This window comes from Arthrobacter sp. NPDC092385, assembly GCF_044755105.1.
In the GTDB taxonomy this organism is placed as follows: domain Bacteria; phylum Actinomycetota; class Actinomycetes; order Actinomycetales; family Micrococcaceae; genus Arthrobacter_D.
Genome location: NZ_JBIVQL010000001.1, coordinates 429,852 through 444,908, shown reverse-complemented (window position 1 = coordinate 444,908; position 15,057 = coordinate 429,852). Strand labels below are relative to the sequence as shown.

Annotated in this window: 11 protein-coding genes and 1 pseudogene; 6 read left to right on the top strand and 6 right to left on the bottom strand. The window is 69.6% G+C overall.

The window, feature by feature from the left end:
* Positions 1 to 66 precede the first annotated feature (66 nt).
* On the top strand, positions 67 to 2,025 hold the full coding sequence (gene acs, locus ACIQCY_RS02145; protein WP_400482236.1) for an acetate--CoA ligase: 1,959 nt from the start codon (positions 67 to 69) through the stop codon (positions 2,023 to 2,025).
* Positions 2,026 to 2,103: 78 nt separating this feature from the next.
* Here acs and ACIQCY_RS02140 read toward each other — a convergent pair whose 3' ends face one another.
* Complete coding sequence (locus ACIQCY_RS02140; RefSeq protein ID WP_400482235.1) at positions 2,104 to 2,526, bottom strand: organic hydroperoxide resistance protein; 423 nt, start codon at positions 2,524 to 2,526, stop codon at positions 2,104 to 2,106.
* Positions 2,527 to 2,630: 104 nt separating this feature from the next.
* Between ACIQCY_RS02140 and ACIQCY_RS02135 the strand changes: the two genes are divergently transcribed.
* From ACIQCY_RS02135 to ACIQCY_RS02120, 4 genes are all read left to right on the top strand, one after another.
* Positions 2,631 to 3,215 (top strand): TetR/AcrR family transcriptional regulator, encoded by a 585-nt coding sequence (locus ACIQCY_RS02135; protein ID WP_400482234.1) that lies wholly within the window; start codon positions 2,631 to 2,633, stop codon positions 3,213 to 3,215.
* A 152-nt stretch (positions 3,216 to 3,367) separates the two neighbouring features.
* Positions 3,368 to 4,693 carry an MFS transporter gene (locus ACIQCY_RS02130; RefSeq protein WP_400482233.1) on the top strand — a complete coding sequence of 442 codons (1,326 nt, stop codon included), beginning with the start codon at positions 3,368 to 3,370 and terminating at the stop codon, positions 4,691 to 4,693.
* Between the two features lie 7 nt (positions 4,694 to 4,700).
* Positions 4,701 to 5,186 (top strand): type II 3-dehydroquinate dehydratase, encoded by a 486-nt coding sequence (aroQ, locus tag ACIQCY_RS02125; RefSeq protein WP_400482232.1) that lies wholly within the window; start codon positions 4,701 to 4,703, stop codon positions 5,184 to 5,186.
* A 55-nt stretch (positions 5,187 to 5,241) separates the two neighbouring features.
* Positions 5,242 to 7,125, top strand: coding sequence for a dipeptide ABC transporter ATP-binding protein (locus tag ACIQCY_RS02120; protein WP_400482231.1), 1,884 nt, complete (start codon positions 5,242 to 5,244; stop codon positions 7,123 to 7,125).
* 3 nt (positions 7,126 to 7,128) lie between these two features.
* On the opposite strand, the gene ACIQCY_RS02115 is transcribed toward ACIQCY_RS02120, so the two are convergent.
* From ACIQCY_RS02115 to ACIQCY_RS02100, 4 genes are all read right to left on the bottom strand, one after another.
* The gene (locus ACIQCY_RS02115; RefSeq protein WP_400482230.1) at positions 7,129 to 8,601 is read right to left on the bottom strand and encodes a reverse transcriptase family protein; all 1,473 of its coding nucleotides are present in this window, start codon (positions 8,599 to 8,601) and stop codon (positions 7,129 to 7,131) included.
* A gap of 278 nt (positions 8,602 to 8,879) precedes the next feature.
* Positions 8,880 to 9,821: an ABC transporter permease gene (locus ACIQCY_RS02110; protein ID WP_400482229.1), complete on the bottom strand. Its 942-nt coding sequence runs from the start codon at positions 9,819 to 9,821 to the stop codon at positions 8,880 to 8,882.
* The gene (locus ACIQCY_RS02105) at positions 9,818 to 10,822 is read right to left on the bottom strand and encodes an ABC transporter permease (RefSeq protein WP_400482228.1); all 1,005 of its coding nucleotides are present in this window, start codon (positions 10,820 to 10,822) and stop codon (positions 9,818 to 9,820) included. Before ACIQCY_RS02105 ends, ACIQCY_RS02110 begins: the two co-directional genes overlap by 4 nt.
* 100 nt (positions 10,823 to 10,922) lie before the next feature.
* Complete coding sequence (locus ACIQCY_RS02100) at positions 10,923 to 12,614, bottom strand: ABC transporter substrate-binding protein (protein ID WP_400482227.1); 1,692 nt, start codon at positions 12,612 to 12,614, stop codon at positions 10,923 to 10,925.
* Positions 12,615 to 12,827: 213 nt separating this feature from the next.
* On the opposite strand from ACIQCY_RS02100, the pseudogene ACIQCY_RS02095 reads away from it, so the two are divergent.
* Positions 12,828 to 13,832, top strand: a pseudogene (locus tag ACIQCY_RS02095) (DUF2332 domain-containing protein).
* Positions 13,833 to 13,854: 22 nt separating this feature from the next.
* On the opposite strand, the gene ACIQCY_RS02090 reads toward ACIQCY_RS02095, so the two are convergent.
* Positions 13,855 to 15,054 carry a MarP family serine protease gene (locus tag ACIQCY_RS02090; protein ID WP_400482226.1) on the bottom strand — a complete coding sequence of 400 codons (1,200 nt, stop codon included), beginning with the start codon at positions 15,052 to 15,054 and terminating at the stop codon, positions 13,855 to 13,857.
* Positions 15,055 to 15,057: the final 3 nt, after the last annotated feature.

The window sequence follows — 15,057 nt, the reverse complement described above, 5'->3', positions numbered from 1 at the left end:
GCGGCGAACCGTCGCACCACCCACAGCGTCCCGTCCGTCACCGAACACGTCACAAAGGGGTAGAACATGAGCGCCGAACGGCAAGGCGATGCTTTCGAGAACCTGCTGCACGAGGAACGCCGCTTCCCGCCCAGCGAGGACTTCGCCGCGAAGGCGGTTGCGCAGCCATCCCTCTACGACGAGGCACGCGAGCTGGGCACCGAGTTCTGGGCGAAGCAGGCCCGGGAACTCCTGACCTGGGACCAGGACTTCACCGAGACACTCGACTGGGGCGATGCACCCGTGGCGAAGTGGTTCGTCGGGGGGACCGTGAACGCCGCGTACAACGCACTGGACCGGCATGTCGAGGCCGGGCTCGGCGACCGCGTGGCCATCCACTTCGAGGGCGAGCCCGGAGACACCCGCACCATCACGTACGCGGAGCTGACCGAGGAGGTCAAGAAGGCGGCGAACGCGTTCGAGTCGCTCGGTGTACGGAAGGGCGATCGCGTGGCGGTCTACCTCCCGATGATCCCCGAGGCGGTCATCACCATGCTCGCCTGCGCCCGGATCGGCGCCGTGCACTCCGTGGTCTTCGGCGGTTTCTCGGCAGACGCCCTGCGCAGCCGCATCGATGACGCCGAGGCCAAGCTCGTGGTCACCTCCGACGGCACCTACCGCCGGGGCAAGCCGAGTCCCCTGAAGCCGGCCGTCGACGGCGCACTCCAGAGGGAAGGCCACACCGTCACGAACGTCGTCGTGGTCCGTCGCAACAACGAGCCGGTCGAATGGACCGAGGGACGCGACGTGTGGTGGCACGACGTCGTCGACGGAGCGCCGGCCGAGCACACGGCCGTGGCGCATGACTCCGAGCACCCGCTGTTCATCCTCTACACCTCCGGGACCACCGGGAAGCCCAAGGGCATCCTGCACACCACCGGCGGGTATCTCACGCAGACCGCGTTCACCCACAGGAACACCTTCGACCTGCGACCCGAGACCGACGTCTTCTGGTGCACGGCGGACATCGGGTGGGTCACCGGCCACAGTTACGTCACCTATGCGCCACTCGTGAACGGCGCCACCCAACTCATGTACGAGGGGACGCCGGACACCCCGCACCAGGGCCGGTGGTGGGAACTGATCGAGAAGTACAAGGTCTCCATCCTGTACACCGCCCCGACGGCCATCCGCACCTTCATGAAGTGGGGCCGGGACATCCCCAAGAAGTACGACCTCTCGTCCATCCGCGTGCTCGGCTCGGTCGGGGAACCCATCAACCCCGAGGCGTGGATGTGGTACCGGGAGGTCATCGGCGGCGGCAAGGCACCGATCGTGGACACCTGGTGGCAGACGGAGACGGGTGCGCACATGATCGCGCCGATGCCCGGCGTCACGGCGACCAAGCCCGGCTCGGCCCAGGTTGCGGTACCCGGGATCGCCGTCGACGTCGTCGACGAGATGGGCGAGTCCGTTCCGAACGGCTCGGGGGGCTACCTGGTCATCCGAGAGCCGTGGCCCGCGATGCTGCGTGGCATCTGGGGTGATGCCCAGCGGTTCAAGGACACCTACTGGTCCCGCTTCGACGCCATGTACTTCGCCGGGGACGGCGCCAAGAAGGACAGCGACGGCGACATCTGGCTCCTCGGGAGGGTCGACGACGTCATGAACATCTCCGGCCACCGCCTGTCGACCACCGAGATCGAGTCCGCCCTGGTGAGCCACCCCTCGGTGGCGGAGGCGGCCGTGGTCGGGGCGAGCGACGAGACGACGGGCGAGGCGGTGGTCGCGTTCGTCATCCTGCGCGGCTCGGCGAAGGACGACGACGACATCGTCACCACTCTGCGCAACCACGTGGGCAAGGAGATCGGCCCGATCGCCAAGCCGCGCAACATCCTGGTGGTGCCCGAGCTGCCGAAGACCCGCAGCGGGAAGATCATGCGCCGCCTGCTCAAGGACGTCGCGGAAGGCCGTGAGGTCGGAGACGCCACCACGCTGTCCGATCCGACGATCATGCAGCAGATCGCGGTCTCGCTGCGGAAGTAGCCCATACGGGGCGAGACAGGACAGAGACAGGACAGGCCCCTGCATCCGCGGGGGCCTGTCCTGTCAGGTCAGGGGTGATCAGCCGATGGTGGCGTCGACGGTGACCTCGATGTTGCCGCGTGTGGCGTTCGAGTAGGGGCACACCTGGTGCGCCTGCTCGACGAGCGCGTCGGCCGTCCCCTGGTCCACTCCGCCGATCTCGGCGTGCAGGGCGACGGCGAGCTGGAACGCTCCGCCGTCGGCGGGGTTGATGCTGACCTCCGCGGTGACGGCCGTGTCGCTGATCCGGGCCTTGCTGCGGCTCGCGACGAGCTTGAGCGCGCTGTGGAAGCAGGCCGCGTAGCCGAGGGCGAAGAGCTGCTCGGGGTTGGTCGCACCCCCGGCACCGCCCATCTCCTTGGGCACGGCGAGGTCGACGACGAGCTGTCCGTCATCGGTGTGGGCCTTGCCGTTGCGGCCGTCCCCGGTCGCAGTGGCCACTGCCGTGTAGAGAGCACTCATGTGTCGATCCTTCCGTCGTGGGAGCCCTGGTGACATCCGCTCCTCCGGTAGACTAACTAGTAACTCCACTCCGGCCCAAATCCCTTCCTCCCGCACAATGGAGCATGATGAACGCCCAGCCGCCCGTCCGCGACCGCATCCTCGCGTCCGCCACTCGGCTGTTCGACGCCGACAGCATCCGCTCCGTCAGTGCGGACAAGGTCATTTCCGACGCCGGGACCACCAAGGTCACGTTCTACCGCCACTTCCGGTCCAAGGACCATCTCGTGGTCGCCTACCTCGATGACCAGCTCGGGCAACTGCAGGCCGCCGTCGAGCGGGAGCGGGCCGCCGGCCGGGACGCCTGCGCCGTCCTGCGCCGGCTGGCCGCCGCCAACGGGAACGCGGCCTGCCGTCCGGGCTTCCGTGGGTGCACGTTCATCAATGCCGCCGCCGAGTACCCCGCGGACGGCAGCCTCGTCCGGGACGCCGTGGACCGTTACCGGGCGTGGTTGCACGCCGTCGTCGCGGATCTGCTGACGGATCTCGGTGCGGACCGGCCCCACGTCGTCGCGGACCAGCTGATCATGCTGCGGGACGGCGCCATGGTGCACGGCTTCATGGGCGATCCTGCCTCCGTGACGGATTCCCTCGTCACCGCGGGGCGCGCCATCATCTCCGCCCACGTCCGCGCTCCGCTTCCGGCCTGAGGGCACATCGGTTCGCCTCCTCCGGGGAGCCCGTCCGGCCCGCCGGCGGGTGAAGAGCGCCACCGGATCCGAGGCTCGCCCGCGCGCGCCGACCGGTGTGACGTTCGTCCTGAAAGATGGCCCGCACCCCTGGGGCGGAGGATGATTTCAGCGTGTCCTCAACCGTGCAGCAGCCCCCCGTATCGAATCCGCGCATGGCCCGTCGCGTCGCCGGAGCCTCCTTCGTCGGAACAGCCCTCGAATCCTATGACTTCTACGTGTTCGGCACTGCCGCCGCACTCGTCTTCAATACCGTGTTCTTCACCGAGCAGGATCCGCTCGCTGGGACGCTCTCGGCCTTCCTGGTCTTCGCGATGGGCTTCGTCGCCCGCCCCCTCGGCGCCATCCTGTTCGGGCACCTCGGCGACAGGATCGGCCGCAAGCGCACCCTGATCTGGACCATCACGCTCATGGGCCTCGCCACAGGCACGGTGGGCCTGCTGCCCGACTACAGCACCATCGGCGTCTGGGCCCCGATCATCCTGACCGTGCTGCGCCTGCTCCAGGGCCTCTCGCTGGGCGGCGAGTGGGGCGGGTCCATCCTCATCGCCACCGAGCACGCCGAACCGCGCAAGCGCGCGCTGTACGCCTCGATCCCGCAGCTCGGCTCGCCCGTGGGCACCATGCTGATCTCGGCCATCTTCCTGATCCTCGCGGTCGTCGCCCCCGACGTCATGACGACCTGGGGCTGGCGCATCCCGTTCCTCCTCGCCTTCCCGTTCCTCGCCGTCGCGATCTACCTGCGCCTCGCCATCGACGAGACGCCGGTCTTCAAGGAGACGAACCGGACGCACGCACTCCCCCGCGTCCCCTTCCTCGAGGTCCTGAAATCCCAGCCGGTCGCGATCGTGGTCGCGATCGCCTCGGCGGTGCTGGGCATCGGATCCTACTTCCTGATGGTCACCTACACGCAGGCCTACGGCACCGAGACCCTCGGGCTCTCCCAGGCGACCGTGCTGAACGCGGCCCTCGTGGGGTCCATCCTGCAACTCGGAACCATCCCCGCCTTCGGCTACCTCGCGATGCGCATCGGATCGGCGAAGGTGGTCGCCGGCGGCGCCCTCGGGACGGCACTCATCGCCTTCCCCCTGTACTGGGTCATCAGCATCGCCACCGAACCGATGTACATCGCGGCCATCCTCCTCGGCGGCATCCTCCCGACGGCCAGCTGGGCGGCCCTCGGCGGACTGATGGCGGACATCTTCAAGCCCGCGACGGCGTTCACCGCGCTGTCCTTCGCCTACAGCATCGCGGCGATCGTGGCAGGCTTCGCACCCTCGATCACCCAGCGGTTCGGCATCGCGACCGGCGGCGCGTGGTGGCACCCCGGCGTCGTGCTCGCCGTCATGAGCCTCGTGACGGTGGCGGGCGCGATCGGCGCCGTCCGGCTGCGCGCGCAGGCCGCACGTCCGGTCCCCGCGGGTACGCGTGCGGCATAGTTGGGGCATGGACCCCGCGCGCACCCCCAGCATCCTCGTGATCAACGGACCGAACCTGAACCTGCTCGGGAGCAGGGAACCGGACGTGTACGGCACGGCGACGCTCGACGACGCCGTGCGCCTCGCCGCGGACGCCGCGCAGGAACGGGGCTGCACCACGACGGCGATGCAGTCCAACCACGAGGGCGCGATCATCGATGCCATCCATGCGGCGCGGGGGACCTCGGACGGGATCGTCATCAACGCCGGAGCCTTCACCCACACCTCGATCGCCATCCGCGACGCCCTCGCCGGCGTCGGCCTGCCTGTCGTCGAGGTGCACATCAGCAATGTGCACCGGCGTGAGTCCTTCCGGCACCACTCCTACATCTCCGGGGTGGCCGACGCCGTGATCGTGGGCGCGGGCATCGACGGCTACCGGCTCGCCGTGGACCACCTCGCCGCCCGCCTGGCGGCAGCGGGAGCCGGCCCCGCATCGTTCCCGAAAAGTTAGGCCGACCGCCGCCGGTCAGGCGGTGAAGTCACTGCTGATAGGGCACGATGGTGCTATGACGGACATCACTCCCGCCGGAAGCGCGACCGACCAGCCAGAGAACCTCGACACACCCCTGCTCGAGGTGAGGAACCTCGCCGTGAGTTTCCGCACGACCCACGGGGACGTCCATGCGGTCGAGGACGCGAGCTTCACGCTCAAGCGCGGCAGTGCCCTTGCGATCGTGGGCGAATCGGGCTCCGGCAAATCGACGACGGCGATGGCCTGCATCGGGCTGCTGCCCGGCAACGGCCGCGTGACCTCCGGGAGCATCCTGTTCGAGGGCCAGGACCTCGTGAGCCTGCCGGAGTCGAAGATGCGCTCCATCCGCGGCAGGGCGATCGGCCTCGTCCCGCAGGACCCGATGTCCAACCTGAACCCGGTCACGAAGATCGGGACACAGGTCGCCGAGACCCTCCTCGTGCACGGCATGGCCACCAAGAAGAACGTCAAGCAGCGCGTCATCGAGGTGCTGACGGCGGCCGGCCTGCCCGACGCCGGCGAGCGCGCCAAGCAGTACCCGCACGAGTTCTCGGGCGGCATGCGCCAGCGAGCCCTGATCGCGATCGGCCTCGCCTGCCAGCCGCGGCTCCTCATCGCCGACGAGCCCACCTCGGCCCTCGACGTCACGGTGCAGCGCACCATCCTCGATCAGATCGAGACGATGACCGACCAGCTCGGCACGTCCGTGCTCCTCATCACGCACGACCTCGGACTCGCCGCCGAACGCGCCTCGCAGCTCGTCGTCATGCACCGCGGACGCGTCGTCGAGACCGGACCGGCCGAGCAGCTGCTCAACGATCCGCAGCACCCCTACACGCAGTCGCTCGTCCGTGCGGCTCCCAGCGTCGCCGCGGTGCGCCTGCGTCCCGGAGCCTTCACCGCGGACGCCGCGACGCGGCTGAAACTCGCCGAAGCGGTCTTCGCGGAGCACGAAGCCGGGCACGACGGCCCCGTACCGACCGACGCGCCCGCACCGACCGGCGACGGCGTATCGGCAGGCGCACCCCGCGGAACCGCGGGAGCCCACGCAGCGACGTCGTCGTCCGACCGCCCTGCGGCGCCCGCCGGCGCCGCGACTCCTGCGGCCCCTGCAGCTCCCCGGAACATCGTGGAGATCCGGGACCTCACGAAGATCTACAAGCGCCGCGGCAGCAAGGAGGACTTCTACGCCGCGAAGAACGTCACGCTCGACGTCCCCCGCGGGCAGACGGTGGCGATCGTCGGCGAATCGGGGTCCGGCAAGACCACCACGGCGCGGATGCTGCTGAAACTGATCGAACCGACGTCGGGCACCATGACGTTCGACGGCATGGACGTGGCCACGCTCGACAAGGCGCAGCTCAACGACTTCCGCCAGCGTGTGCAGCCGATCTTCCAGGACCCCTACTCCTCGCTGAACCCGATGTTCACGATCGAGCGCATCGTGGAGGAGCCCCTCAACGCCTACAAGCGCGGATCCAGGAAGGAACGCTCGGCGCGGGTCCGCGAACTGATGGACCAGGTCTCCCTCCCGCAGAACGCGCTCCGGCGGTACCCGGCGGAACTCTCCGGAGGCCAGCGGCAGCGCGTCGCGATCGCGCGGGCCCTCGCACTGCAGCCCGAACTGATCGTGTGCGACGAGCCGGTCTCCGCCCTCGACGTCCTCGTGCAGGCGCAGATCCTGAAACTCCTCGGCGACCTCCAGTCCGAACTCGGCCTGAGCTACCTGTTCATCTCGCACGACCTCGCGGTGGTGCGCCTCATCTCGGACTACGTGTGCGTGATGAAGGACGGCGAACTGGTCGAGGCCGCCAGCTCGGAGGAGGTCTTCCAGAACCCCCGCCACCCCTACACCCGGAAGCTGCTCGCCTCGATCCCCGGCAACGAGCTCAACATCGGCGAGGAACTGGCGTCCTGACCGTCACCAGACGATGCGGTCGAAGGCTTTCCGGAGCTTTCGGCCGCGCTCCGGGTTGAGCGCTGAGACCCATGCGATGCGTCCGGCGAGGTGCGTCCGGAGATCGCGCCGGCCGCGCCGCTGCGACTCGGGACCGTGCACCACGCAGTTGTGCAGCAGCGCCTTGAGGGCGTCGTACTCCGTCCGGGCCACGTTCGGATGCGCGTTCACGACGACGCCGGTGACGGACTGCCGCACCGACGCACCCCGCACGCGCGTCTTGCGCCGGTTCACGGCGTGCCCCTCCGCCTCGACGATGCGCTCCACCCCGCTGATGAACGCATCGGCCCGCCTCGCGAGCGTCGCCGGCCCGCTGAACGCGAGATCGTCGGCGTAGCGCGTGTAGGTCGCTCCCGCCGCCTGCGCCCAGCCCGCCAACCGCGAGTCGAGCCTGCGCACCGCGAGGTTGGCCAGCGCGGGCGACGACGGCGCACCCTGCGGCAGGTGCGCCGCCCTCAGTGCGTGGGCGAGGCCGAAGCGCTCCTCCTCGCCGCCGCCGCCGGGCATGGATCGCAGGACCGGTTCCGGCACGGCATGCGTGCAGAGACCGGTGAGGACGTGCGCGGTCCCCTCCGGGTAGCCTGCCTGCCGGAGGACGCCGAAGATCCGGCCCGGGGTGACGTGGGCGAAGAACGCGGTGAGGTCGAGCGAGATCACGACCTCGGAGCCGGTGTGGGTGGAGGCGCCGGTGACCGCGCTCCGCCCGGGCACGAAGCCGTGCGCCGCCGCGTGCAGGGGAATCGGCGCCAGGAGGCGATCGAGCGCCCGGCGCTGCACCGTGCGGAGACGGATCCCCGGCACCTCCAGCAGCCGCGGAACCCGCCCCTGGCGCGGCCGCCACTCGTAGCGGTAGTGCTGGAGGTCCGGGTTGTGCGCCCTCCCGTTCCAGTGCCGGGTGTCGGCGAACCAGTCGAGCTCGCCGGGCGTCAGCCTCAGCTCCCGCGCAAGCCAGCCGAGGTCCCGCGGAGGCGCAGGCCCGACGATCCCGGCCGGTCCCGCCGGGACGGCCGCCTCGATGGGCTCGTCGGACGTGATCTCCTCCCCGACCAGGTAGGCGGCCGGGACGATCGCGGTCCCCCTGGCCGCCGCCTTCGACACGGCTTCCGTGAAGACGGGTTGCGCCATGATCCAGCGGGCGAGTTCGCGCGGTGCACCACCGGGCCGCCTCGGATAGCCGGAGAGGACGGCACGGACGAGCGGACCCAGCCAGCGCCGTCGGGCACCGAGGACGAGCGCGCCGGCGTGCATCAGGTCCTCGCGCTGCCATGCGTGAGCATCGAGGAAGGCACCGGCGAGGAGGAGCGCGAGCCCCCGGCCGCCCGGCGCGGGCCTCCGGGCGAGCGTCCTGGCCCCCGCCGTCGGCGTATGGAGCTGCGTGCCACGGGCACGCGGTGGTCCGTCCGCGCGGCCGCCCGCTGTCCGTTCCGGATCGTCCATGGCTCCCCCTCGGCCCGGGCGTCGCCGCACTGTCGTGCGACGGTTCGACGGATCCCGGCCGACCTGTCCTTCTGTTCGGGCGCTTAGCTGCGCGAAGCGCAGTCAGGTGCCTGAGGCGCCATGTGCTGGTCGGTCTGCGTGCCCCGGGGTTGCCCCGGAGAGGAACGCGCACTGCGTACGTGTTCCGCCTCGGCCGGGATCCGTCGATGCCACCCTAGCCAAGGTCCACAGCGGCCACCGACGCGAGGTCGGTGGCCGCTTCCAGCTGTGCGGTAGGGCTATTTCCTGCGGGTCTTCGGGTCGAGGGCCTCGCGCAGGGACTCGCCCAGCAGGGTGAACCCGAGCGCGGTGATCGCGATGCAGGCACCCGGGAGGAAGGCGAGCTGCGGCGCGACCGAGAGCTCGGCCTGCGCGTAGGTCAGCATGCGCCCCCATTCGGCGGCCTGCGGCAGTCCGCCGCCGAGGCCGAGGAAGGACAGCGCGGCGGCGTCGATCACGGCGGTGGCCAGCGTCAGCGTCGCCTGCACGATCACGGGCCCCATGCTGTTCGGCAGCAGGTGGCTCATGGTGATGGTCCGGCGGCTGAGCCCGAGGGTCTGTGCCGCCAGGATGTAGTCCGCACCACGCTGCGAGAGCATCGACGAGCGCAGGAGCCGCGCGAAGATCGGGATCTGGGAGACACCGATGGCGATCATGATCGCGTAGGAGCTCTGGCCCAGCACCGCGGCGATGCTGACCGCGAGCAGCAGGTTCGGGACGGAGAGCAGGATGTCCACGAAGCGCATGATCACGTTGTCCACCCAGCCGCCGAGGCCGCCGGCGAGGACCCCGAGCAGCATGCCGCCCGCGAGCCCGAGCGCCGTCGAGACGACGCCGATCAGGAGTGACGCCTGGGCGCCCCAGACCAGCTTGCTCAGGACGTCGCCGCCGAAGCGGTCGAGACCCAGCGGGAAGCCCTCGATCTCGCCGGGTCCGGGAATGGTGGTGGGGGTGATGAAGGTCCTGCCGGGGAGGTCGTCACCTCCGTGCGGGGCGAGGATCGGGGCGAGGATCGCCACCAGCAGGAAGAGGCCGATGATGACGGCACCCACGATCGCCTGCGGGTTCTTCCGCAGGCGGAGGAAGGCGTCCTTCCAGAGGCCGGTGCCGCGCCCGGTGTCGATCGCGGGATCGGTGGGTGCCGCGGAGCCGTCGGCGGCGGGAGGCAGGATGGTACTCATTGCACACGCACCCTCGGGTCGATGACGGAGTAGGACAGGTCCACGATCAGGTTGATCAGGGCGTACAGGATCGCGATGAAGATGATGAAGCCCTGGAGCACGGGGTAGTCGAGCCCGAAGATCGCGTCGCGCAGGAACCGGCCGATGCCGTTGAAGGCGAACACCGTCTCGGTCAGCACCGCTCCCGAGATCAGCAGGCCCAGCTGCAGGCCGATCGTCGTGACGACGGGAAGCATGGCGTTCCGCAGGATGAAGCTGCCGCGGATGGTGCGCTCCATGAGGCCCTTCGCGCGGGCCGTGCGGACATAATCGGCGTTCTGCACCTCGAGGACCGAGGCGCGCGTGATGCGGACGATGATCGCGAGCGGGATGGTGCCGAGGGCCAGGCCCGGGAGGATGAGGTGCAGGAACGCGTCCCAGGCGGCGTCGTACTCGCCCGTCAGCAGCCCGTCGAGCACGTAGAACTGCGTGTAGTGGGTGGCATCCATGCGGGGGCTCTGCCGGCCGTCGGGCGGCAGGAGGGACCACTGGATGGCGAACAGGTACTTGAGGATGAAGGCCAGGAAGAAGACCGGCACGGTGATGCCGATGAGGCTCAGCACCACGGAACTGTGGTCGAGGAAACGCCCGTAGTGGCGCGCGGCGAGGTAGCCGAGCGGGACGCCGACGCCGATGGCGAAGATGAGGGCCACGACGGTGAGTTCGAGCGTCGCGGGGAAACGGGTGGCGAACTCCTCCAGCACGGGCCGGCCGGTGTTGATCGAGACGCCGAAATCGCCCTGCAGCAGCCTGCCCATGTAGGTCAGGTACTGGGTGATGAGGGGGCGGTCGAAGCCGTACAGCTCGTTGACCCGGGCGATCGCCTCGGGCGTGGCCTTCTCGCCCAGCAGGGCGGTGGCCGGGCCGCCGGGGAGGCTGCGCACCCAGAGGAACAGCAGGACGGACAGGCCGAACAGGGTGGGGATGAGCAGCGCTAGCCGCTTACCGATGACGCGTAACACTCGGGATCCTTCCGGGTTGACCGGCTTCAGCCGGACAGGGGTAGTACAGCAGGATGGAGCCGGTCCCGGGATCGGGACCGGCTCCACACGGGTACTGCTGCTACTCGCTCAGCTCGATGTCGGTGAAGACCTCGTCATTGACGGGGCTCGCCGGGTAGGAGGTGACGCGCGGGGCGAAGGCCAGCGACGGAGCAGGGTGGGCGAGCGGGATGGCCGGGTTGAACTCGGCGATCTGCTCGTTGATCTCCTTGTACATCTCCGTCTGCTTCTCGCGGTCGCTGAGGCCCCGGGCCTCGTCGAGGGCCGCGAACAGTTCGGGGTTGTCGAAGCCGAACTCGAGCTTCTCCTGGCCGAAGAAGACGCCGATGAAGTTGTCGGTGTCGTTGTAGTCGCCGGTCCAGCCCAAAAGGTGCAGACCGTGGTCGGGCGTGCCCTGGACCTGGTTCAGGTAATCGGGCGACCAGGCCGCGGGAGCCGGGTTGACCGTGATGCCGACCTCGCTCAGCTGTGCCTGCAGGTTCGTGAAGACCTGCTCGGGGGTGGGCATGTACGGGCGGGAGACGTTCGTCGGGTAGTTGAACGTGACGTCGAAGCCGTCCGGGTAGCCCGCCTCGGCCAGGAGTTCCTTGGCGCGCTCGGGATCGTAGTCGTACGTCGTGACGTCCTCGTTGTAGCCGTCGACGACCTCGGGGATGAACTGCGTGGCGACCTTCGTACCCTCGGGCAGGGTCTGTGCGACGAGCGCATCCTTGTCGATGGCGTGGGCGATGGCTTCGCGGACCTTCGGGTCCTTGAGCTCGGGGATGGCCTGGTTCATGCCCAGGTAGAGGATGGTGAACGGATCACGCGGGGTGATGTTGTAGCCGGCTTCCTTGAGCGACTCCGTGTCCGCGGGGGCCACGAGGTCGTAGCCGTCGATGTCCCCGGCCTCGAGTGCCTGGCGGCGTGCCTGGGGGTCGTCGATGATGCGGAAGATCGTGTTGGTGATCTGTCCCTTGTCGCCCCAGTAGTCGTCGTAGATCGAGATCTCGAGCTGCTGCCCGACATCCCAGGAATCGAACTTGAACGGCCCGGTGCCCACGGGGTGGCCCAGGGCGTACTCGCTCAGCGACGGGGCCTCCGCGGTGCCGCCGATCTCGTTGGCCGAGAACTCCTCGAGCGCCGTCGGGCTCTGCATGGCGAAGGCCGGCAGCGACAGGGCGGCGATGAACCCGGCGAACGGCTTGGCGAGGTTGACGGTGACTTCGTTGTCGCCATTGGCCTCGCAGGACTCGTAGACGGCGTTCTCGGGGCTGTCCGCGAAGCCGCGGAACAGCGAGCCGTAGTAGTACGACGTCGTCTCGGCCTGCTGGATGCCGGTCCAGTTGTACCAGCGGTCAAAGTTGAAGCAGACGGCTTCCGCGTTGAAGGGCGTGCCGTCGTGGAAGGTGACGCCTTCCTTGAGCTTGAAGACCGTGGACAGGCCGTCCTCGGCCGTCTCCCAGGACTCGGCGAGCAGCGGAGCCGGGTCCGCGGTGCCGGCTTCGACGCCCACGAGGCCTTCGAAGATCTGGCGGCTGACGCGGAAGGACTCACCATCGCTGGCGAAGGCGGGGTCGAGCGACTTCGGGTCCGAGGAGGCCGCGAAGACGAACGTGGAGTCGACGGCGGAGTCGCCCTCGGCGCCGGTGTTCTCCTCGCGCTGGCTCTGGACGCAGCCGGTGAGGAGGAGTGCGGCGATGGAGAGTCCTGCGGTCAGTGCAGCGCGTTTCCTTGCGACTGCCCCCCGCACGGATGTGCCTCGGTTAGACATGTGTTGCTCCCTGGTGAACGAGTGATTCGTACCGGATGGACCGGTATCCATGGGGACCACAGCGGCGATAGCGCGCTGATCCGTGTGACGAGCCTAACTTCCGGGACGGCCGCGAGCGGCATTTCCCGGGCATCAGTGGTTACGATTTGGCATCGCGGCCGGGACTCCCCACCGATGTCACCGGCCTGAAATCTCCCCGAAACCGGAGGATCGATGATGGAAACAGATGCAGCAACATCCGTGCGGTACAGGAGCTTCGCCGAGATCGAGGCCCGCGGCTACTCTCCCCTGTACGAGGAATGGTGCACGGGTATCAGCGGCGACCACGAGCTCCTCGCCCGGCTCGACACGCTCCCGGCCGTACGCCGCCAGCCCGTCCTGTTCCTCGGGGCGGCGCGCTTCCTCGGCGTTCCGCTCGGCGACTACGCTGCCTTCCGGTCCTTCGCCCTCGAGCACTGGGACGGCATCCGGCACGTCATGCTGACCCGCACCACCCAGACGAACGAGGCCGGACGGTGCGCCGTCCTCCTGCCGAGCCTCGCGGCCATCAGCGCCGAGGAGGGCAGGCCGCTGGCGCTGATCGAGGTCGGGGCGTCGGCCGGCGCCTGCCTCTATCCGGACCGGTACGCCTATGCCTACTCGCCCGGGCCGCTGCTGGAGCCGGCGGGCGGATCGTCCGTCCCTGCCCTGGAGTGCTCCGTCCAGGGCGAGGTCCCACTGCCGTCCGCGCTCCCGCACGTGAGCTGGCGTGCCGGGGTGGACCTCAATCCGCTGGACGCGGGGAACGACGACGACGCCCGCTGGCTCGAGGCGCTCGTATAGCCCGAGCACGCCTTCCGCGCGGAGCGCCTCCGCGCAGCCCTCGGGGTCGTCCGGGCGGACCCACCGCTGCTCGTGCGCGGCGACCTGAACGAGCAGATCCTCCCGCTGGTGGACCGCGCGCCGAAGGACGCCGTCGTCGTCGTGTTCCACAGCGCCGTGCTCGCCTACCTCGATCCGGAGGGGCGGCGCCGCTTCCGCGCCACGATGCTGCGGCTCGTCGCCGACAGGGACCGCCCGGTGCACTGGCTGTCGCACGAGGGCCACCGCACACTCGACGGTGTCGCCGGAACCCTGGAGAAGGCCGACGGCGAACAGGACGGACGGTTCGTCCTGCAGCACAACGGCCGGACGATCGCGCGCACCGGTCCGCACGGGCAATCCATCGAGTGGCTGTAGGCGGCCTGCTGCCCGGTGACGCCTAGCCGCGCGTGCACTGCCCGGCCGAGACGGCGTCGTCCAGTGCCGGGGCGCTCTCGGCGATGGGACGCAGTTCCTCGAGCGAGAGCGCATAGCCCACGGGTGCGTCGGCGGTCGACTTCGCGAACACCACGCCGGCCACGCGTCCCTGCAGGTCGAGCAGCGGACCGCCCGAGTTCCCCTGCTGCACGTTGGCCGCGAGGCTGTAGACCTGGAGCGGCTGGGGGTCGGCGCCGTAGATGTTGTTGACCAGCACGGGCGAGAGCCCCTGGACGCTCGCGGGCTGGATCCGGTACGGGCCGCCTGCCGGGTAGCCAGCGAAGGCCGCCGTGGCACCGTTGTCGAGCTCGTCGCCCAGGGGCAGTGGGGCGGCCCGGAGGTCCTCGACCGCGATCACGGCGATGTCGCGCGCGGTGTCGAGCTGGACGACCCGGCCGGGCAGGGCTCCCCCGCCGGGCACCTCGACGACGGGCTCGTCGACCCCGGCGACCACGTGCGCGTTGGTGATCACGCGGCCGGGTGCGACGACGAAACCCGAGCCGGTCTGGTTCTGGCCGCACTGGAAGGCGGTGCCGGTGATGCGGACCACCGAGGCGGCCGCAGCCGCCAGCTCCGGGGTGTCCACCGAGGCGTCCGGCACATCGGCCGCCGTCGCGGGCGCCACGCTCTCGAGGATGGTGGGGATGCCGTCGTCGACGGCGATGGTGCGGAGCTGCGCCAGCCAGGTCCGCACGGGCCCCGGCGTCGCCGTGTCGATGCCCCGGATGACCTGGGAGGACGCCAGTTGCTGCGACAGGAACGGGACGCCCAGGGTCCCGACGCTGAACGCGAGCATCGAGAGGACGAGCGCGGCGACGACCACATTCACCACGCCGCCGAGGAGCCGGTCCATGATGCGCAGGGGTGGGAAGTCCGACCACCGGCGGATGGACGCTCCGAGTGCTGAGCCGACCGCCTGGCCCACGATGACAAGGACGATCAGGGTGCCGATGACGGCGATCAGCCGCCAGGGGTTGTCCGGCACCCACCCGCTGACGAGGGGGATCGCGAAGAACGCCGCGACGGCACCCGCGACGAAGCCTGCGATCCCGCCGAGCGTCACGAGGAATCCGTTGCGGAGCCCGGTCACGAGATAGCCGAGGAGGACGACCACCAGGACGAGGTCGAGGAGGGTGAACTCCTCGAGGCTGAATTCCGGCACGTA